The sequence below is a fragment of the Anoxybacillus sp. FSL W8-1294 genome (assembly GCF_037965005.1).
Classification (GTDB): Bacteria; Bacillota; Bacilli; order Bacillales; family Anoxybacillaceae; genus Anoxybacillus; species Anoxybacillus flavithermus_G.
In genome coordinates this window covers 1507381-1526889 of record NZ_CP150179.1, presented here as the reverse complement: position 1 = coordinate 1526889, position 19509 = coordinate 1507381, and the positions used below count along the sequence as shown (strand labels likewise).

Sequence of the window (19509 nt, the reverse complement as noted above, 5' to 3'; positions counted from 1 at the left end):
GGAGGGAAACCTTCCTTGTGGAAATTAACGAAGCGTTTGCGCCTGTCGTCCTCGCTTGGCAAAAAGAGATCGGTGCTCCCCTTTCGAAAGTGAACGTTAACGGTGGTGCTATCGCTTTAGGCCATCCGCTCGGCGCAACGGGCGTGAAACTGATGACATCGCTCGTTCACGAACTCGAACGACGAAAGGGGCGCTACGGCTTATTAACGATTTGCATCGGGCACGGCATGTCCACTGCGACCATCATCGAACGGTGGGAAGAATAAAAAGAAACCGGATGTTTCCATCGAGACATCCGGTTTCAGTTTCCTGCCTTCAACGACTTATTTGGCAATTTCCAGTTATATGTATACGATAAAATGCGCAATGTTGCAACAATAACAAACAATACATACAAACTAATTGAAGAATGTGCGATTCCGGTTCCGACTGCAATGCCAGCGACAATGGCCCACACAGCATAAATTTCATCCCGTAATACGAGCGGTTTTCTTCCGGCCAATACATCGCGGATCATTCCCCCACCGCTCCCGGTCAATACAGCAGCGACGATGACTGCACTCAACGGACGATTCATTTGAACAGCATATAGCGCTCCTTGAATAGCGAACGCTGAAAGACCGAGGGCATCAAAAAAGTTCCCCCACCGCTGCCAATGTGGTAGCATTTTTTGCGGAAACAAATAGACAATCGTCATCGCAATAAACGCAATCAAAAAAAGAGTTTGTTGCTGCCAAAGGATCGATACAGGTACACCAATTAATACGTTGCGTACAGCACCGCCGCCGAATGCGGTTACAATTCCGAGAATATACACACCTAAAATATCGTATTCTTCTTCCATAGCAACAATGGCTCCGCTAATCGCAAAGGCGATGGTGCCGATTATACTTAATACTTCCCAAGTCATCGTTGCATTCCTTTCTGTCGTGTAACATCACGTTAAAATTTTATGTGTAAAATATAAAAAAATCAATGCTCATTTTTCAGTCATAGCACTTTTACATAAGATTTGTTATGATGAGAACAGACGTTCAACAGGAAAGAGGGAAAATATGCAAAAAGAAAGAGTGATTATTGTTGGGTGTCAGTTGCCACATGTTAATGATGAACGGTTTTCGTATTCGATGGAAGAGCTTTCCTCGCTCGTTCGTACGGCAAATGGTGAAGTAGTCATAAGTCTCACACAAAGACGGGACACGATCCATCCGGCGACATATATCGGCAAAGGGAAAGTGGAAGAGCTTGTTCAACTTATTGAACAGTTTGAACCAGATGTTGTTATTTTTAATGATGAATTGTCACCAAGCCAAAACCGCAACTTAACGAAGGTATTAAACGTGCGTGTCATTGACCGCACGCAGCTTATTTTAGACATTTTCGCAAGCCGAGCCCGTTCAAAAGAAGGGAAATTGCAAGTTGAGCTTGCTCAATTGCAATACATCTTGCCTCGGTTAAGTGGGCAAGGTGTAGAACTCTCTCGTTTAGGTGGCGGAATTGGAACGAGGGGACCGGGGGAAACGAAACTAGAAACGGATCGTCGTCATATTCGCCGTCGCATCGATGAAATTAAAGCGCAGCTAAAAGCGGTCGTCGAACATCGTGAACGGTATCGTGAGCGGCGGAAGAAAAACGCTGTGTTTCAAATTGCGCTCGTCGGCTATACGAACGCTGGCAAATCAACGCTTTTTAATCGGCTTACGAACGCGGATGCGTTGGAAGAAAATTTATTGTTCGCTACGTTAGATCCGCTCACTAGAAAGCTTGTGCTGCCAAGCGGTTATACCGCGCTGTTGACGGATACGGTCGGCTTTATTCAAGACTTGCCGACAACGCTCGTTGCAGCGTTTCGTTCGACGTTAGAAGAAGTGAAAGAAGCCGATTTGATTTTACATATTGTCGATTCGTCGAATCCTGATTATATTCAACATGAACAAACGGTCTATCGCTTGCTTGAAGAATTGGAGGCGACGACCATTCCAATCGCTACTGTATATAACAAACGTGATATCACTCTTCCAAGCTTTGTTCCAAGCCCGAAAACAGACTATATATTAGTAAGTGCGTTTAGTGAACAAGATGTACAAAAGCTGCGCCGATTTATTGAATCACACATGATCGAAGCGATGGAACGTTACGATGTAGCGATTCCTGCATTTGAGGGGAAACTGCTCGCACAGCTAAAAGCAGAAACAATTGTGCAGCACATATATTACAATGAACAAAGTGGCATGTATGAATGTAGCGGCTACATATTGTCGGAACATCCACTTTTAGCACAACTAAAAACATATCAAAAATAGAAAGGGTTGTTTTATGTTCCAACATTTAACTCATGGAGAAAAAATTGAAGCGCTCGTCAAAGAAATTGAAGCACAAATTGCGCCAGTTCATCGGGCAATTGACGAGCGGATCGACTATAACCAATATCGTGTTTTGCAGAGTTTTCGTCACCATCAAGTGAGCGATGCTCATTTTATTCCATCAACGGGATATGGTTATGATGACATCGGACGTGATACGCTTGAAAAAGTGTATGCGGACGTATTCGGTGGGGAAGCGGCGCTCGTTCGTCCGCAAATCATTTCCGGTACGCACGCCATTACGATTGCCTTATTTGGCATTTTGCGCCCAGGCGATGAGCTTTTATACATCACTGGCAAACCGTACGATACACTCGAAGAAATTGTCGGCATTCGTGGCAAAGGTATCGGTTCGTTAAAAGAGTTCCATATCGGCTATCAGAGCGTACCGCTCACTCCAGAAGGAAAAGTCGATTTTGTAGCAGTCAAACAGGCGATCAACGAACGGACAAAGATGATTGGTATTCAACGCTCGAAAGGGTACGATCCTCGACCATCGTTCACTATCGCCGAAATAAAAGAGATGATTGATTTTGTTAAAGCAATCAAACAAGACGTTATTGTGTTTGTTGATAACTGTTACGGAGAATTTGTGGAAAACCAAGAGCCGTGCCATGTTGGTGCCGATTTAATGGCGGGTTCACTTATTAAAAATCCAGGTGGCGGATTAGCAAAAACGGGAGGATATCTCGTTGGTAAACGCGAATGCATCGAGATGTGTGCGTACCGCATGACATCTCCGGGAATCGGGGGAGAGGCAGGCGCCTCTTTATATAGTTTGCAAGAAATGTATCAAGGTTTTTTCTTAGCTCCGCATGTTGTTGGACAAGCGTTAAAAGGGGCGGTTTTCACATCAGCGATGCTCGAACGGATTGGAATGAATACGTATCCAACGTGGGATGCAGTACGTACGGATTTAATTCAATCGGTGCAATTTGATGATGCAGAACAAATGATTGCATTTTGTCAGGCGATTCAATTTGCATCACCAGTCAATGCCCATTTCACCCCATACCCGAACTATATGCCAGGCTATGAGGATGACGTCATTATGGCGGCAGGGACATTTGTACAAGGTGCAAGCATTGAGCTATCCGCCGATGGCCCGATTCGGCCTCCATATGTTGCATACGTACAAGGGGGTCTCACGTATTCGCACGTGAAAATTGCTGTTTGTATGGCTGTTGACCGATTGCTTGAAAAACGATTAATTCAATTATAAAATCTCTCAGAAAAAAATATGTAATAAAATATAACGTATCATTGACATATAGAGTAACATAGAATAAAATAAAAATACGTATTACGTAAGGAGGGGTCGACATGAATAGTCAAATTCGTCGCTCCATGCCGTTATTTCCTATCGGTATCGTTATGCAGTTAACAGATTTATCAGCACGTCAAATCCGTTATTATGAAGAACACGGTCTTATTTCACCTGCACGGACAGAAGGTAATCGGCGGTTGTTCTCGTTTAATGACGTGGATCGGTTGCTTGAAATTAAAGATCTAATCGAGCAAGGGGTTAATTTGGCGGGAATTAAACAAATTTTTGCTTCACGTCAGCAACAACACGCTGAAGCAACGTCACCTGTTGCGCCGAAAGTCATGAAGCAAGGTTTGTCGGAAGCGGAGTTGCGCAAACTTTTGCGTGCCGAGCTGATGCAAGCAGGTCGCTTTAATCGCGCTTCACTTCGTCAAGGCGATATCGCTCGTTTTTTTCATTAAAAAATTTATGTTTTTTAACATAAATGATCTTTTCATTTTGGGGGAGGAATATGTATGACTAAGTACACAAAAGAAGACATTTTTCGTATTGTAAAGGAAGAGAATGTAAAGTATATTCGCTTGCAGTTCACTGACATTCTCGGCACGATTAAAAACGTAGAAATTCCAGTGAGCCAGCTACAAAAAGCGCTCGATAATAAAATGATGTTTGACGGATCATCGATCGAAGGATTTGTTCGCATCGAAGAATCAGATATGTACTTGTACCCAGATTTAGATACATTCGTTATTTTCCCATGGACAGCTGAAAAAGGAAAAGTGGCACGCTTTATTTGTGACATTTATAATCCGGATGGTACACCGTTTGAGGGATGTCCGCGTTACAACTTAAAACGTGTACTAAAAGAAATGAAGGAGCTCGGATTTACAGAGTTCAACCTAGGGCCAGAGCCAGAGTTCTTCTTGTTTAAGTTAGATGAAAAAGGAGAGCCTACATTAGAGTTAAACGATAATGGCGGTTACTTTGACTTAGCACCAACCGATTTAGGAGAAAACTGCCGACGGGATATTGTATTAGAATTAGAAGAGATGGGATTCGAAATTGAAGCGTCTCACCATGAAGTTGCGCCAGGGCAACATGAAATTGACTTCAAGTATGCAAATGCGGTAAAAGCGTGTGATGACATTCAAACATTTAAGCTTGTCGTCAAGACTGTTGCACGTAAACACGGTTTGCACGCGACATTTATGCCAAAACCACTTTTTGGTGTAAACGGATCTGGTATGCATTGTAACTTGTCGCTCTTTAAAAATGGTGAAAATGCCTTTTTTGATCCGAACGGTCAGCTACAACTAAGTGAAACAGCATTACAGTTTATTGCCGGTGTATTAAAGCACGCTCCAAACTTTACAGCGGTAACAAACCCAACGGTAAACTCTTACAAACGTCTTGTTCCAGGCTATGAGGCACCTTGTTATGTGGCGTGGTCGGCACGCAACCGTAGCCCGCTTATTCGTATCCCGGCGTCACGCGGCATGAGCACACGAATTGAAGTGCGTAGTGTGGATCCTGCAGCTAATCCATATTTGGCCATGGCTGTATTGTTGGCAGCCGGACTAGATGGTATTAAAAACAAGTTGACGCCTCCTGCGCCAGTTGACCGCAACATTTATGTGATGACAAAAGAGGAGCGTTTAGAAGAAGGTATTGTTGACTTACCTGCGACATTAGCAGAAGCGCTCCAAAACTTAAAATCGGATGAAGTAATTGTTAATGCGCTTGGTAAACATTTATTCGAACACTTTGTCGAAGCGAAAGAAATTGAATGGGATATGTTCCGCACGGCTGTGCATCCATGGGAACGTGAACAATATATGAGCCTTTACTAAAAAAGCTAACGGTTTTTCCGTTAGCTTTTTTCCGTTTCTTTTTCTTAATGGATAGATCGATATACGCCGATGACTTTTCCTAAAATTGTAGCGTTTTGGACAATGATCGGCTCCATTGAAGAGTTCTCAGGTTGCAAACGGATATGGTCTTTTTCTTTAAAAAACCGTTTTACTGTCGCTTCATGATCTTCCGTCATCGCTACAACGATATCCCCATTATTTGCTGTTTGTTGTTGACGGACGATTACGTAGTCTCCGTCTAAAATACCGGCTTCAATCATGCTTTCTCCGACAATTTGCAACATAAATACTTGATCATCTGGTGAGACGAACCGTTCTGGGAGGGGGAAGTATTCTTCAATATTTTCAATTGCAGTAATTGGTTGTCCGGCTGTGACTTTTCCAACGATTGGGACATTGATGACATTTGTTCTCGGGATGGATTCATGTTCGTCCAAAATCTCAATGGCACGAGGTTTTGTTGGATCACGTCTAATGAACCCTTTGTTTTCTAAACGAGCTAAATGTCCGTGAACGGTAGAACTTGAAGCTAAACCAACTGCCTCGCCAATTTCCCTTACTGATGGTGGATACCCTTTCGTGCGCACTTCTTGTTTAATAAAGTCCAAAATTTGTTGTTGTCGTTTTGATAATTTCGCCATCTTTATACACCTCTTCCTTTTCAATCTTTGCCCACATTATAACATATATTCGTACATGGATACAAACATAAGTTCGAAAAAAAAGGTTGACACGAACAAAAGTTCTCGTTATGATAAATACAAACAAACGTTCTGTATTAAGGGAGTAGATGATATGGGAAAAATACATTACGTGATGATGATCTTATTTAGTGCATTGTTCGTGTGGGCTTTTTTACATGTAACACAATCTGTTGATAAAGAAAAGTATGTTGAAATTACTGTATCAGCTGGTGATACATTATGGGAACTAGCGGATAAGTATAAACATGAACATCGATTGTCCCGTCAACAATTTATTGAATGGGTGATGGAAGTCAATCGACGTTCAGACGACCGATTAATTGTTGGTGAAAAAATCGTGATCCCTGTGTTAAAATCAAATGGCGAGAACCAGCTTGTCGTTAACAAACAATAGTCAGTAGAAAGGGATGGCGAATGAACGCAATTATTTATTGTCGTGTAAGTACGACGAAGCAAGCGCAAGAAACATCTTTACAAAGACAAAGAGAGGAACTTAAACAACTTGCAACGGAATATGGCATGAATGTTGTCAAAATCATTGAAGAGCAAGCAAGCGGTTATGATATCGAGCGCGCAGGAATTATGGAGCTGCTCGATGCAATCAAACAACATCGTATTGACGTCGTTCTTGTTCAAGATGAAACAAGACTTGGAAGAGGAAATGCAAAAATTGCTCTTCTTCGTTGTTTACAAAAGGAAGGGATTCGCGTGTATACGGTAAGTCATCGCGGGGAGCTTCAATTATCAGAAGCAGACTCGATGGTGTTAGAGATTATTAGTATTGTTGAAGAATACCAAAGAAAGATACATAACTTAAAAATTAAACGTGGCATGCAACGAGCTGTCCAAAACGGATATCGTCCAGAAAACAATTTGCGCAACATTGGTGAACACGCTGGACGCGATCGGAAAGATGTGCCGATTGAAGATATTGTTCGTTTACGCCAAAATGGCTTAACGTTTACAGAAATTGCGGCTACGCTTCGTTCATTTGGTTATGATGTATCTAAAGCGACTGTTCATCGGCGATACAAAGAATACGAACAACTTGTCAACAAAGAAAAGTTTTTGTATGATGATACGAGCAAAAAATTCAATACAAAGGAATGAGGCTAAATGTTATCTTCTGAAAAAATAGCACGAATTAATGCATTAGCTAAAAAAGCAAAAATGGAAGGTCTTACGGACGAAGAAAAACAAGAGCAACTCCAACTTCGTACAGAGTATATTGCGGCGTTTCGTGCGTCAATGATCGAAACGTTGCATGCCGTGAAAGTCATTGATCCGAACGGAAACGATGTCACTCCTCAAAAATTAAAGGATAGTAAGAAAAAACGCCTGCATTAATACGCCTATCATAGAGAACATACGAGTATAGATGTTCTCTTTTTTCGTTAGTTTGTCAAAAAAATGTTGTGAAGCATTGTACATTTTACGAACTTTTCTATATCATAAAAGATGAACATGTTTACAAATGAAAGGATGAAGACGATGACACACTCTATTGAACAATTATCGATTGCTGCGATTCGTACGTTGTCCATTGATGCTATCGAAAAAGCTAATTCCGGTCATCCGGGTATGCCGATGGGCGCAGCACCGATGGCGTATACGCTATGGACGAAGTTTATGAATCATAACCCACGCAATCCAAAGTGGTTTAATCGCGATCGCTTTGTGCTGTCAGCAGGACATGGTTCAATGCTATTGTATAGCTTGCTCCATTTAAGTGGTTACGACGTCACGATGGAAGATATTAAGCAGTTTCGTCAATGGGGAAGTAAAACACCGGGACATCCAGAATACGGTCATACCCCAGGTGTCGAAGCAACAACTGGTCCGCTTGGGCAAGGAATTGCGATGGCTGTTGGAATGGCGATGGCAGAGCGTCATTTAGCAGCTACGTACAACAAAGATAAGTTCGAAATGATCAATCACTTTACATATGCCATTTGTGGTGATGGTGACTTAATGGAAGGGGTTTCAGCGGAAGCTGCATCGTTAGCGGGGCACTTGAAACTTGGCCGCCTCATCGTTCTTTATGATTCAAATGATATTTCGCTAGACGGCGAATTACATCTTTCTTTTTCAGAAAGTGTAGAACAGCGTTTCAAAGCGTATGGATGGCAATATATTCGTGTCGAAGATGGCAATAACATCGAGGAAATTGCCCAAGCTATTGCTGAAGCTCAAAAAGATTTAGAACGTCCGACATTAATTGAAGTAAAAACGACAATCGGTTATGGTTCACCAAACAAAGCGGGAACAGCTGATGTACATGGCGCTCCGCTAGGTAAAGATGAAATTAAGTTAACAAAAGAAGCATATAAATGGACGTTTGAAGAAGATTTTTACGTTCCAGATGAAGTATATGCTCATTTTGAAAAAGTAGTTAAAGAAGCCGGAGAGAAAAAAGAAGCTGAGTGGAATGCTTTATTTGCTGAATATGAAAAAGCATATCCAGATTTAGCGAAACAGCTAAAAATGGCGATTGAAGGTAAACTTCCTGAAGGTTGGGAAAAAGCGTTGCCTGTATATGCTGAAGGGAAGAGTCTAGCAACACGTGCTTCTTCTGGAGAAGTATTGAATGCTATCGCAAAAGTTGTGCCACAATTTTTAGGTGGATCCGCAGACTTAGCAGGTTCAAATAAAACGTTGATTAAAGGAGCAGGAGACTTCTTACCTGGAAGTTATGAAGGTCGTAACATTTGGTTTGGTGTACGTGAATTTGCGATGGGCGCAGCGTTAAATGGTATGGCGCTTCATGGTGGTGTAAAAGTGTACGGTGGTACGTTCTTCGTCTTTTCAGATTATTTACGTCCAGCGATTCGACTTGCTGCACTTATGGGATTGCCTGTCACATATGTATTTACGCATGATAGCATTGCTGTTGGTGAAGATGGTCCAACGCATGAGCCAATTGAACAACTCGCTTCATTAAGAGCGATGCCAAATGTATGCGTCATTCGTCCGGCAGATGCGAACGAAACAGCAGCTGCATGGCGGTTAGCGGTAGAATCTACGGATCGTCCGACAGCGCTTGTGTTGACACGTCAAAACCTTCCTACGCTAGCGACAACAGCAGAGCGTGCGTATGAAGGAGTGAAAAGAGGAGCGTATGTTGTTTCTGAAGCTCAAGGAGAAGTACAAGCCCTGTTGCTAGCATCTGGTTCAGAAGTTAGCCTAGCAGTAGAGGCACAAAAAGCGTTAGCGAATGAAGGAATTCATGTTTCGGTTGTAAGTATGCCTTCGTGGGACCGTTTTGAAGCGCAATCAGCGCAATATAAAGAAAGCGTCATTCCAAAGCATGTGAAAAAACGTCTTGCGATTGAAATGGGCGCATCTCTTGGTTGGGAACGCTATACAGGTGACGAAGGAGATATTTTAGCTATCGATCGCTTTGGAGCCTCAGCACCTGGTGAAAAAATTATGCAAGAATATGGATTTACAGTGGAAAATGTCGTTGCGCGCGTCAAAGCATTATTAAGTAAATAATAAACGGGGAGATGTGCTCCCCGTTTATTATCGAACGAAGATTTTTACTGAACATATTGTACAAACCGTTATTGTTTAGTATAGTGTAGTGTAGACAACGTGAAGGAGGAAAAAATATGTGGGAAATGATTTTAGTAGGCATTGTAGCGCTTGCTGCTGGCGTTGCGCTCGGATTTTTTATCGCGCGTAAAACAATGATGAACTACTTAAAGAAAAATCCACCGATTAATGAACAAATGATTCGAATGATGATGATGCAAATGGGAATGACGCCATCGCAAAAAAAGATCAACCAAATGATGAAAGCGATGAACAATCAGTTGAAATAAAGGTAAGGCACTCACAACGAGTGTCTTTTTTAGCATGGAAAGAAGCTGTTGCCCGTATTTGTATTTTTTTGATAAAATATAGATAAATGAAGAAAGAATGGAGTGCCAATCATATGGACATTCAACTGTTTGTTGCGTTTGGGGCAGGTGTGTTGTCGTTTATTTCTCCTTGCTGTTTGCCGCTTTACCCAGCCTTTTTATCATATATTACGGGAGTTTCAGTTAGTGATTTAAAGTCTGATTATGCATTGTTACAAAAAAGAAGTTTGTTACATACGTTATTTTTTTTGCTCGGTTTTTCTTTTATCTTTATTGCGATCGGTTTCGGCACATCGATTCTTGGACGTTTTTTTCATACGTACCAAGATCTTATTCGGCAAATTGGTGCAATACTGATGGTGTTTTTCGGATTTGTTATTATCGGCATCTTTAAGCCGACCTTTTTAATGACGGATCGTCGTTTATCCTTTCAACAACGTCCATCAGGTTACATCGGATCTTTCCTTATTGGCATGGCGTTTGCTGCCGGTTGGACGCCGTGTACAGGTCCGATTTTAGTATCCGTGATTGCTCTAGCAGCGACAAACCCAAGTTTAGGTGTAGTGTATATGACGGCGTATTCACTCGGTTTTGCTTTGCCTTTTTTGCTTTTATCGTTTTTTATTGGGAAAATGGGTTGGATTCGGAAACATCATGTTAAGCTAATGAAAGTCGGCGGATATGTCATGATAGGCATGGGGGTTGTACTGTTTTTTGATTGGATGACGAAAATTACGATTTATATGACAAACATATTTGGTGGCTTTACAGGTTTCTAGTTTCTTATGGTGTGGAGGGAAAGGAAATGGCAGGAATTTTAATTGTCGATGACGCGAAATTTATGCGTATGACGTTAGCAAATATTTTGAAAAAAGCGAATCATGAAGTAGTTGGGGAAGCAGAAAACGGAAGGGAAGCTGTTGAATTATATATAGAGTTAAAGCCAGACGTGGTGACACTCGATATTACAATGCCAGTGATGAGTGGTCTTGAAGCTGTGAGGGAAATTAAACGTCATGATCCTTATGCGAAGATTATTATGTGTTCCGCGATGGGGCAACAAAAAATGGTTGTTGAAGCTATTGAAGCAGGGGCGCTAGATTTTATCGTAAAACCATTTGATGAAAGTCGCGTCATGGAGGCTATTCAACGTGTGTTACAGTAAGATGAGAAAGGAAGATTGATTTTGGCTATTTTTAGTTCGGTATTTGCGGTGTTTATGGCTGGACTTGTTTTCTTTATTCGCATGAAAGCAGCAGAAAAACCGACAAACGCCAAAAAAATTATATTACCCCCTATTTTTATGAGCACAGGCGCCCTTATGTTTCTTCATCCAATGTTTCGAGTAACGATGTTAGAATGTGTAGAAGCAGTTTTTGTTGGAGCGCTTTTTTCTATTTTGTTAATTAAAACATCTTCGTTTGAAGTTCGAGGCAACAAAATTTATTTACAACGTTCAAAAGCGTTCGCTTTTATTTTTGTTGGCTTAATTGTATTGCGTCTCGCTTTAAAGACATATTTAAGCCGCACCATTGAGTACGGAGAACTTGCGGGAATGTTTTGGATTTTAGCCTTCTCGATGATTGTTCCGTGGCGAGTGGCGATGTATGCATCATATCGTCGCCTCCAACGCGAAATAAAAGAAAAAAGCTAATCAGCAACAGGCGATTAGCTTTTTTTTGTTAGTAGTAAATGTTCGTATTTTGTAAAATCAATTTGTTTTTCTCTTAGCGCTTTAATTAAAAATTTATGATCGCGTTTTGGTGTAGCGAGAATATAACCACGAACAACTAAATCTTCTGTAATTCGATCCGCCTGTTCTTGTAAAGCCAATTCTCCAATTTTACCAGCGATTTTTTGTCGAGCAACATCACGAAACAGCTCAGGAACAGGGCGAACTAAATCTTCGAGTAATGCTTTTTCTTTTTCAGACCATAGATGCCGTGTTTGTTCAATGTAATATTGTTGCCAATCCAATTCCGACTTTCCATCCTCTTTTGGCAGCCGCTTTAAAAATTTCCTAAACATGAAGAAGCCACCGATCGACATCGTAACAAGAAGAAAAACGACCCAAAATAAAATAAACCATAAAAACCAACCTGTTAGCATATATTCCACCTCAACGTTTATTATGTAAAAAAACAATGGTAGAATCAAGTAAAAGAGCTGACAGTTGCGTCAGCTCTTTTACATATCGTGACTTGAGTTATGCTTTTGACGGGTATGATTTTGATTTTTTACTTTTTTTGAACCACTAAGCGGTTCTGGTTGTCCTGGGTTATCTCCTTTTGGGGCATTTTTACGCATGTCTTTGCTTGTATTTTTGTTCACGCGACACACTCCTTTCTTTCATATGATGGCATGATAAACCGTATTTATGCATATTTCACCCGTTAATAGGCACGATAATAATAAAAAGAGGGGAGTGAAAGCGATGCCTTATCATAAAAATAAGCAACAGGCGTTTGAAGCTGCACAACAAGGAACAATGGAGGCAAAAGAATGGTATGATCATCTGGTGAAAAGTGACGCAGACTATGGAAGTCAGTTGCATCATCTAAAGCAAGAAGTAAACGAGGCGTTTGAACAAATTAATAACGCGCTTGAAGTAGCCTCGGAAAAACAACGCAAACAGCTTGAACAATTTCGTCATGATTTGCAAGCGATTGTCGAAGAAGTGAACATGTATGAATAATCCCGCTTCAAGCGGGATTATTGATTTTTCTTTCGTTTTTTATTATTTTGTTTTTGAGCTTCGGTGAGTGGCTCGTTGGAGAGCTCCTCATTGTAGCCAGCACCTTTTCCTTGTGCGCTCGCATCGTTCATGCCAGGAATGACATGATTTGCTTTTCTTTTTACCATCTTTTTTCACCTCCTACAACTATTGTTGGAAATAGAGCAAAAAAATATGCATTTATCTGAAACTTATAAACAATTATTATTTACTTATGGAGAGCATTGTATTAAGATAAAAGCGTAGGAATTTTGTGGGTGTGGGAGAAGATGATCTGTTAGAAGGGGGTAATACATAATGGTGAAAAATGATGTATTTCAAGCGCGTGATACGTTTGAGGTGAACGGGAAAAAATATCATTATTATCGTTTACAAGCGCTTGAAGAAGCAGGAATCGGAAATGTATCGCGTCTTCCGTACTCTATTAAAGTGCTTCTTGAATCAGTACTTCGTCAAGTTGATGGACGTGTCATTACGAAAGAGCATGTTGAAAATTTAGCGAAATGGGGAACGAGCGAACTAAAAGATGTAGATGTCCCGTTTAAACCATCTCGCGTCATCTTGCAAGACTTTACAGGTGTCCCTGCTGTTGTTGACTTAGCTTCCATGCGGAAAGCAATGGCCGACATCGGCGGAGATCCGTACGAAATCAACCCCGAAATTCCTGTTGATCTCGTTATTGACCACTCTGTTCAAGTTGATAAAGCTGGAACAGAAGATGCGCTCGAGTATAACATGAATTTAGAATTTGAACGCAATGCAGAGCGTTATAAGTTTTTAAAGTGGGCACAAAAAGCGTTTAGCAATTATCGTGCTGTTCCTCCAGCAACAGGTATTGTGCACCAAGTTAACTTAGAGTATTTAGCGAATGTGGTGCATGTTGTTGAAGGGGAAAATGGTGAGTATGAGGCGTTCCCAGATACGCTTGTTGGCACAGACTCCCACACAACAATGATTAACGGTATTGGTGTACTCGGTTGGGGTGTTGGTGGTATCGAGGCGGAAGCAGGCATGCTTGGACAACCGTCCTACTTCCCAGTACCAGAAGTAATCGGTGTGCGTTTAACAGGAAAATTGCCAAACGGTACAACGGCAACAGACCTTGCGTTAAAAGTTACACAAGTGCTTCGAAAAAAAGGTGTTGTCGGTAAATTCGTTGAGTTTTTCGGCCCAGGTGTTGCGACGCTGCCATTAGCCGATCGTGCAACAGTAGCAAACATGGCGCCTGAGTATGGTGCGACATGTGGCTTCTTCCCTGTTGACGCAGAGGCACTTGATTACTTGCGTTTAACAGGTCGTGATGAGCAACATGTTCAAGTCGTTGAAGCATATTGTAAAGCAAACGGTTTGTTCTATACTCCAGATGCACAAGAACCTGTATTTACAGATGTCGTTGAAATTGACTTATCAGAAATTGAACCAAATCTTTCTGGACCAAAGCGTCCACAAGATTTAATTCCGCTTTCAAAAATGAAAGAATCGTTCCGTCAAGCCGTAGTTTCCCCGCAAGGAAATCAAGGCTTTGGCTTGACTGAAGCAGATTTTGATAAAGAAATCACAGTCACGTTAAACGGCGAAGAAGTAAAAATGAAAACAGGTGCGATTGCGATTGCTGCAATTACAAGCTGTACAAACACGTCTAACCCATACGTGTTAATCGGTGCAGGCTTAGTGGCGAAAAAAGCGGTGGAAAAAGGATTGAAAGTACCAAAATACGTAAAAACATCACTTGCACCTGGTTCGAAAGTCGTCACAGGATATTTAAAAGATTCAGGTCTTCTCCCTTACTTAGAGCAAATTGGCTTTAATATCGTTGGTTACGGTTGTACGACATGTATCGGTAACTCTGGTCCGCTTGCTCCGGAGCTTGAAAAAGCGATTGCCGAAAACGATTTGCTTGTAACAAGCGTATTGTCTGGTAACCGAAACTTTGAAGGGCGTATTCATCCGCTCGTCAAAGGCAACTATTTAGCATCACCGCCGCTTGTCGTGGCATACGCTCTTGCCGGAACAGTCGACATCGATTTGTTAAATGATCCGATCGGTAAAGATCAAAACGGCAATGATGTGTACTTTAACGACATTTGGCCATCTACAGAAGAAGTGAAAGAAGTTGTGAAAAAGACGGTGACACCAGAATTGTTCCGTAAAGAATACGAGCGAGTATTCGACGATAACGCGCGATGGAACGCGATTGAAACGACGGACGAGCCGCTTTATCAATGGGATGAAAACTCAACATATATTCAAAATCCGCCATTCTTTGAAGGATTATCGCCAGAAGTGGAAGAAGTAAAACCACTTGTTGGTTTGAGAGTGGTTGGAAAGTTTGGCGACTCTGTTACAACAGACCATATTTCGCCAGCTGGATCGATCGGTGTAAACACGCCAGCAGGACAATATTTAATTTCTAAAGGTGTTGATCCGAAAGACTTTAACTCGTACGGTTCTCGACGTGGTAACCACGAAGTAATGATGCGCGGTACGTTTGCAAACATCCGTATTCGCAACCAAATCGCGCCAGGTACAGAGGGTGGCTATACAACATATTGGCCAACAGGCGAAGTCATGTCGATTTACGATGCTTGCATGAAATATAAACAAGATGGTACAGGGCTTGTTGTTATTGCTGGAAAAGATTACGGAATGGGAAGCTCACGCGACTGGGCGGCAAAAGGAACATACTTGCTCGGTATCAAAACGGTTATTGCGGAAAGCTTTGAACGTATCCATCGTTCAAACCTTGTACTTATGGGTGTGTTACCACTCCAATTCAAAGAAGGGGAAAATGCTGAGACGCTTGGATTGACAGGTAAAGAAGTATTTGAAGTGCATATTGATGAAAACGTCAAACCGCGCGACTACGTCAAAGTAACAGCGACAGACGAGCAAGGAAACAAAAAAGAATTTGAAGTGCTTGTTCGTTTCGATAGCGAAGTAGAAATCGACTACTACCGTCATGGTGGAATTTTGCCGATGGTATTGCGCGAGAAGTTAAAACGATAAGAAGAGAGCGATCTGCTCTCTTCTTTATTTTGTGTTTGTCTTTTTCGCTGCGTTTTCTAATGCACTTTTTGGATCAGGGGTAAATGTGGCATCATATCCTTGTGGATTGACGCTTGGAGCGTTTTGCCCACGATTTCTTCCGTTATTTTTACTCATCATGTCCACCTCCTGCGCATATTGTATCCGTCTTTTTCAAAAAATATATATAAGAGGAGGCAGTGACGTCAACTACCCCCACTTAGCTAACGCTTGAAGTGAGGGCTTGCAACTCCCCAGAAGTGCAAACGGACTTCGTCCTCCTTCCTTGACTTGGGGTTGCATCAGGGGCAGGTTGACGACTACCCAACGACGCAGGTCATGCCTGCATCGTTACCGATTCTCTCGGTGTGTCTGTTGGCAGTACTTGGCTTCCACACACAACAGACGGACCTACGCTCGATGTTTTACGGTTACAACGTTTCCTGTAACCAACTCCATACATCGAGTAGCAGTTATTGGAGTGCCTTTATTGAACGGTTTTCTCCACGCCTTTATTATATCATACACAAAAGAAAGGGGGAACGCGCATTCCTCTCCCACTTACTCCCTTTGGTCGTTGAAGTGGGAGTCTCCTGCGCGAAATAGGATGAATCGAGCCATTCAAACAGCATTGTGTACCATTGCTTTAGCCCAATTTTTAAAAATTCCATTGACGAAAAGAAAAACGAAAAAGTGGGATTGGTCGCTTTTTTTTGAAACGGGAGGCATGCCAAGTTCACATTCTGCAGGTGTTGCCTCCCTTGCTACATATGTTGCTTTAAAAAGAGGAGTGCATAGTATAGATTTTGCCCTTGCAGCCATTTTTGGTTTAATTGTTATGTATGACGCCCAAGGAGTGCGTCATCAAGCAGGAGAGTTAGCTATTCGTGTGAACGAATTAACTGAGGAAATCGAACGGTTAAAAGGTGCTCAAGACGACGGAAAGTTGGACCGAAAAGAGGAGTTGTTGCGCGAACGGCTTGGTCATCAACCAATTGAAGTGATTGGAGGGGCACTTCTCGGCATCGTTACAGGTGGATTATCATATGTAATCGGCAGACGAAGGCGCTCGCTATGACAGACGAGCGCTCTTTTTTCTTTGCCATATTTGTTGAGGAAGTTCAGACAAAATCATTCCTAATAAAATAAGTGCAGCACCAAATAAAGCTGCTTGTTGGAGACGTTCATCATTCCATATATATGCAGTTAAAGCAGCGAAAACAGGTTCTAAAGCGAAAATTAAGGCAACACGTGTCGGTGATGTATATCGTTGAAAATGCGTTTGAATAAAGAAAGCAATCGTTGTTGCGAATAGTGCGGTGATGAGTAGAGCCAGCCACACATCAAATTCAAAAAAAGTGGATAGTGGAATAAGAGACCAGTCTTCAAACAAATATGAACATATAAAACAAATGATGGATACTGTTTGAACTTGAATCGTTGTTAGTAGGATAGGTGAAAATTTTGTTGCATATATGCTTGTCGTTACGATATGTAGCGAGAAAGCGATAGCGCACAAAAAGACGAACACATCTCCTTTATTGATCGACATATCTCCGCTTGCGGTTAAAAGATATAGTCCGCATGTAGCGAGTATGCTTCCGACAACGGCGTTAAACGAAGGTCTTCGCTTTAAAATGATAAATGAAAGGAAAGGAACGATAACAACATTTAACCCGGTAATGAATCCCGCTTTTGATGAAGTCGTATACAATAAGCCAATCGTTTGAAAGGTATATCCAAGACATAGCCATATACCAAGAAGCAATCCAGCACATATAAGTTGTCGATCGAGAGGTTTATGTTCGAAGATAAGCACCCAAGCCCATAGCAGTACGCTAGCGATCGCAAAACGTACGCCATTAAACATTAACGGAGGTAAAAAAGCAATGGCGTTTTGAACGATGACAAACGTAGCCCCCCAAACAAATGCAACAAACAATAAACTAGCGTCCGCTTTGTATTTCATATTTCTTTCGCTCCTTTACAAAAAATGTTGTATAAGACAAAAGTCTCATACAACATTTTACCATTATTCTGTATATTTTGGAGATATTTTTTTTGCAAAATATACAAAAGGTGTATCCAACATTGCAACAATCCATTTTAGTACATACGTTGTCATAAAAATTTGTATCCAATCATGCAACGGAAATACACCGAGAAATGCAATGGATGTGAAAACCAATGTATCGATCAATTGGCTAATCATTGTGCTTCCATTATTGCGAATCCAAAGTTGCGAATCGCGCGGAAATTTCTTTTTAAACCAATGAAATAAGTGAACATCAAGCGATTGACTAATTACAAAAGCAAGTAAGCTACCAAACGCAATACGTGGCAATAAACCAAAAATCGTTTCTAACGCTGGTTGAGCAAAATCGCTCACATGCGGCTTAAATAATAAAGCGATTTGCATGACGATTGTGAGTGAAATAAGTGTAAAAAAGCCGAGCCATACCGCTTTTTGTGCTTCTTTTTTTCCGTATTTTTCACTTAAAATGTCAGTCACTAAAAAGGCGGTTCCGTACATGACGTTTCCGAGTGTAGCTGTCATACTAAGCAATTCAACGGTTTTGACGACTTGTAAATTAGCAACGACAGTAGAAAAGCCGATCCATACGAATAAACCTGAGCGACCGAAGAAACGATAAATGAGCAATACAAGTGAAAATGTGACGATGGCAGAAAAAAGACCGAGTATTTCGTTAAACATCGTGATCCCTCCTCGTATGAAAATATAAAGACACAAACGATATTATACAACTGAGAAGTTTTTTTGTCTAAACTGTTATAATAAAAAAAGAAAGGGTGAGCGATATGAAGGTATTTATCGAGTGGACATATGTAACGCGGAACAAAAGAGAGACGGTATGGACATCTAAAGAAATGAATGTAGAGGAAGCACTAGCTATTGCGGAAGACATAGAAAAAACTGGAAGAGTAAAGCAGCTTTTATTTTATGATGATCGTGGTGTGTCGTGGTCGAAAAAAGAGTTGGCTAAACTAATGAAAAAAGTAGAGACAGAGCCGCATGACGTGATTGCTTATTTTGATGGCGGTTATGATCGTCAATCAAAAAAAGCAGGAGTTGGAATCGTGATTTATTATAAACAAAACGGTGCACAATTTCGTATGCGAGCAAATGCGCAGTTAGATGAATTGCAGTCAAATAATGAAGCAGAGTATGCAGCATTTTATTTTTTACTCGAACAAATCGAGCATCTCGGTGTCCACCATTTGCCTGTTGTATTCCGTGGGGATGCGCATGTTGTATTGCATCAATTGTCTAATGATTGGCCTGTATTTTCAGACGAGGAGAGATGGGTGGAGCGAATTGAGCAAAAAATGAAAAAGCTTCGTATTTCTCCAATTTATGAACCCATTAATAGAAAAGAAAATAGTGAAGCAGATCAGTTAGCAACACAAGCTCTTCGTGGAAAGATAATTGTAAGTACAATACAATTGGAGCGTGAATGATGAATCGAAAAGATGTGTTACTTCGAATAAATGAATTACTTGACACGTATTGTGAGGAGTGTTTTGTAAAACGTGCACTCCGTAAAGAATACGGGAAATTATATGCACAATCGTTTTGCATCCAAACATGTACAATAGGAGAAAAAATGAAGCAATACGGTCAGTTGCTTGTGAAACAAAAAACGTAACAAGGTGCCCCGGGA

25 protein-coding genes and 1 pseudogene are annotated in these 19509 nt (G+C 41.3%); 18 read left to right on the top strand and 8 right to left on the bottom strand.

Features of this window, described 5'->3' with window-relative positions; genetic code table 11:
- Positions 1–14: 14 nt before the first annotated feature.
- A pseudogene (locus NSQ23_RS08175) lies at positions 15–266 on the top strand (steroid 3-ketoacyl-CoA thiolase); the annotation flags it as partial.
- Between the two features lie 35 nt (positions 267–301).
- Here the strand turns inward: NSQ23_RS08175 and NSQ23_RS08170 are convergent.
- Positions 302–910, bottom strand: a complete 609-nt coding sequence (locus NSQ23_RS08170; RefSeq protein ID WP_128356612.1) for a trimeric intracellular cation channel family protein — start codon at positions 908–910, stop codon at positions 302–304.
- Between the two features lie 145 nt (positions 911–1055).
- Here NSQ23_RS08170 and hflX point away from each other — a divergent pair, with 145 nt between their 5' ends.
- The 4 genes from hflX (at position 1056) to glnA (ending at position 5480) form a co-directional block, all read left to right on the top strand.
- Positions 1056–2303, top strand: coding sequence for a GTPase HflX (hflX, locus tag NSQ23_RS08165; RefSeq protein ID WP_339170084.1), 1248 nt, complete (start codon positions 1056–1058; stop codon positions 2301–2303).
- Positions 2304–2316: 13 nt separating this feature from the next.
- Complete coding sequence (locus NSQ23_RS08160) at positions 2317–3585, top strand: methionine gamma-lyase family protein (RefSeq protein ID WP_339170081.1); 1269 nt, start codon at positions 2317–2319, stop codon at positions 3583–3585.
- Between the two features lie 101 nt (positions 3586–3686).
- Positions 3687–4091: a MerR family transcriptional regulator gene (locus NSQ23_RS08155; RefSeq protein ID WP_128356618.1), complete on the top strand. Its 405-nt coding sequence runs from the start codon at positions 3687–3689 to the stop codon at positions 4089–4091.
- A 54-nt stretch (positions 4092–4145) separates the two neighbouring features.
- Complete coding sequence (gene glnA / locus NSQ23_RS08150; protein WP_004890621.1) at positions 4146–5480, top strand: type I glutamate--ammonia ligase; 1335 nt, start codon at positions 4146–4148, stop codon at positions 5478–5480.
- 44 nt (positions 5481–5524) lie between these two features.
- On the opposite strand, the gene lexA is transcribed toward glnA, so the two are convergent.
- On the bottom strand, positions 5525–6142 hold the full coding sequence (lexA, locus tag NSQ23_RS08145; protein WP_004890619.1) for a transcriptional repressor LexA: 618 nt from the start codon (positions 6140–6142) through the stop codon (positions 5525–5527).
- A gap of 154 nt (positions 6143–6296) precedes the next feature.
- Here lexA and yneA point away from each other — a divergent pair, with 154 nt between their 5' ends.
- The 8 genes from yneA to NSQ23_RS08105 all read left to right on the top strand — a co-directional run bounded on the left by yneA (position 6297) and on the right by NSQ23_RS08105 (position 11722).
- Positions 6297–6599 (top strand): cell division suppressor protein YneA, encoded by a 303-nt coding sequence (gene yneA, locus NSQ23_RS08140; RefSeq protein ID WP_128356619.1) that lies wholly within the window; start codon positions 6297–6299, stop codon positions 6597–6599.
- A 20-nt stretch (positions 6600–6619) separates the two neighbouring features.
- On the top strand, positions 6620–7315 hold the full coding sequence (locus tag NSQ23_RS08135) for a recombinase family protein (RefSeq protein ID WP_128356621.1): 696 nt from the start codon (positions 6620–6622) through the stop codon (positions 7313–7315).
- Positions 7316–7321: 6 nt separating this feature from the next.
- Positions 7322–7552, top strand: coding sequence for a DUF896 domain-containing protein (locus NSQ23_RS08130; protein ID WP_006318312.1), 231 nt, complete (start codon positions 7322–7324; stop codon positions 7550–7552).
- A 144-nt stretch (positions 7553–7696) separates the two neighbouring features.
- Positions 7697–9700: a transketolase gene (gene tkt, locus NSQ23_RS08125; protein ID WP_339174352.1), complete on the top strand. Its 2004-nt coding sequence runs from the start codon at positions 7697–7699 to the stop codon at positions 9698–9700.
- Positions 9701–9816: 116 nt separating this feature from the next.
- Positions 9817–10029, top strand: a complete 213-nt coding sequence (locus NSQ23_RS08120) for a YneF family protein (RefSeq protein WP_003398951.1) — start codon at positions 9817–9819, stop codon at positions 10027–10029.
- A 113-nt stretch (positions 10030–10142) separates the two neighbouring features.
- Positions 10143–10847 carry a cytochrome c biogenesis protein CcdA gene (locus NSQ23_RS08115; protein WP_064214153.1) on the top strand — a complete coding sequence of 235 codons (705 nt, stop codon included), beginning with the start codon at positions 10143–10145 and terminating at the stop codon, positions 10845–10847.
- 26 nt (positions 10848–10873) lie between these two features.
- On the top strand, positions 10874–11233 hold the full coding sequence (locus NSQ23_RS08110; RefSeq protein ID WP_064220903.1) for a response regulator: 360 nt from the start codon (positions 10874–10876) through the stop codon (positions 11231–11233).
- A gap of 21 nt (positions 11234–11254) precedes the next feature.
- Entirely contained in the window at positions 11255–11722 is a 468-nt protein-coding gene (locus NSQ23_RS08105) for a cytochrome c biogenesis protein CcdC (RefSeq protein WP_004890601.1), read from the top strand.
- A 14-nt stretch (positions 11723–11736) separates the two neighbouring features.
- On the opposite strand, the gene NSQ23_RS08100 is transcribed toward NSQ23_RS08105, so the two are convergent.
- Both NSQ23_RS08100 and NSQ23_RS08095 read right to left on the bottom strand, forming a co-directional pair.
- Positions 11737–12177, bottom strand: a complete 441-nt coding sequence (locus NSQ23_RS08100) for a DUF2621 domain-containing protein (RefSeq protein WP_004890598.1) — start codon at positions 12175–12177, stop codon at positions 11737–11739.
- A 78-nt stretch (positions 12178–12255) separates the two neighbouring features.
- Positions 12256–12399, bottom strand: coding sequence for a small acid-soluble spore protein P (locus NSQ23_RS08095; protein WP_006318326.1), 144 nt, complete (start codon positions 12397–12399; stop codon positions 12256–12258).
- Positions 12400–12502: 103 nt separating this feature from the next.
- On the opposite strand from NSQ23_RS08095, the gene NSQ23_RS08090 reads away from it, so the two are divergent.
- Complete coding sequence (locus NSQ23_RS08090; protein ID WP_004890593.1) at positions 12503–12763, top strand: hypothetical protein; 261 nt, start codon at positions 12503–12505, stop codon at positions 12761–12763.
- 17 nt (positions 12764–12780) lie between these two features.
- On the opposite strand, the gene sspO is transcribed toward NSQ23_RS08090, so the two are convergent.
- Positions 12781–12930, bottom strand: a complete 150-nt coding sequence (gene sspO, locus NSQ23_RS08085) for a small acid-soluble spore protein O (protein WP_004890592.1) — start codon at positions 12928–12930, stop codon at positions 12781–12783.
- Positions 12931–13099: 169 nt separating this feature from the next.
- Between sspO and acnA the strand changes: the two genes are divergently transcribed.
- Complete coding sequence (gene acnA / locus NSQ23_RS08080; RefSeq protein WP_064220901.1) at positions 13100–15808, top strand: aconitate hydratase AcnA; 2709 nt, start codon at positions 13100–13102, stop codon at positions 15806–15808.
- A gap of 24 nt (positions 15809–15832) precedes the next feature.
- Here the strand turns inward: acnA and sspL are convergent, their stop codons facing one another.
- Positions 15833–15964, bottom strand: a complete 132-nt coding sequence (gene sspL / locus NSQ23_RS08075; protein WP_035018667.1) for a small, acid-soluble spore protein L — start codon at positions 15962–15964, stop codon at positions 15833–15835.
- A gap of 469 nt (positions 15965–16433) precedes the next feature.
- Between sspL and NSQ23_RS08070 the strand changes: the two genes are divergently transcribed.
- The gene (locus tag NSQ23_RS08070; protein WP_339174349.1) at positions 16434–16904 is read left to right on the top strand and encodes a divergent PAP2 family protein; all 471 of its coding nucleotides are present in this window, start codon (positions 16434–16436) and stop codon (positions 16902–16904) included.
- Here the strand turns inward: NSQ23_RS08070 and NSQ23_RS08065 are convergent.
- Positions 16899–17795, bottom strand: coding sequence for a DMT family transporter (locus NSQ23_RS08065; RefSeq protein ID WP_339170063.1), 897 nt, complete (start codon positions 17793–17795; stop codon positions 16899–16901). The genes NSQ23_RS08070 and NSQ23_RS08065 overlap by 6 nt on opposite strands.
- A gap of 63 nt (positions 17796–17858) precedes the next feature.
- On the bottom strand, positions 17859–18542 hold the full coding sequence (locus tag NSQ23_RS08060; RefSeq protein WP_339170060.1) for a queuosine precursor transporter: 684 nt from the start codon (positions 18540–18542) through the stop codon (positions 17859–17861).
- 104 nt (positions 18543–18646) lie between these two features.
- On the opposite strand from NSQ23_RS08060, the gene NSQ23_RS08055 reads away from it, so the two are divergent.
- Entirely contained in the window at positions 18647–19306 is a 660-nt protein-coding gene (locus tag NSQ23_RS08055) for a ribonuclease H family protein (RefSeq protein ID WP_339170057.1), read from the top strand.
- The gene (locus tag NSQ23_RS08050) at positions 19306–19494 is read left to right on the top strand and encodes a zinc-finger domain-containing protein (protein WP_339170054.1); all 189 of its coding nucleotides are present in this window, start codon (positions 19306–19308) and stop codon (positions 19492–19494) included. The genes NSQ23_RS08055 and NSQ23_RS08050 overlap by 1 nt, the downstream gene beginning before the upstream one ends.
- The last annotated feature ends 15 nt before the right edge of the window (positions 19495–19509 follow it).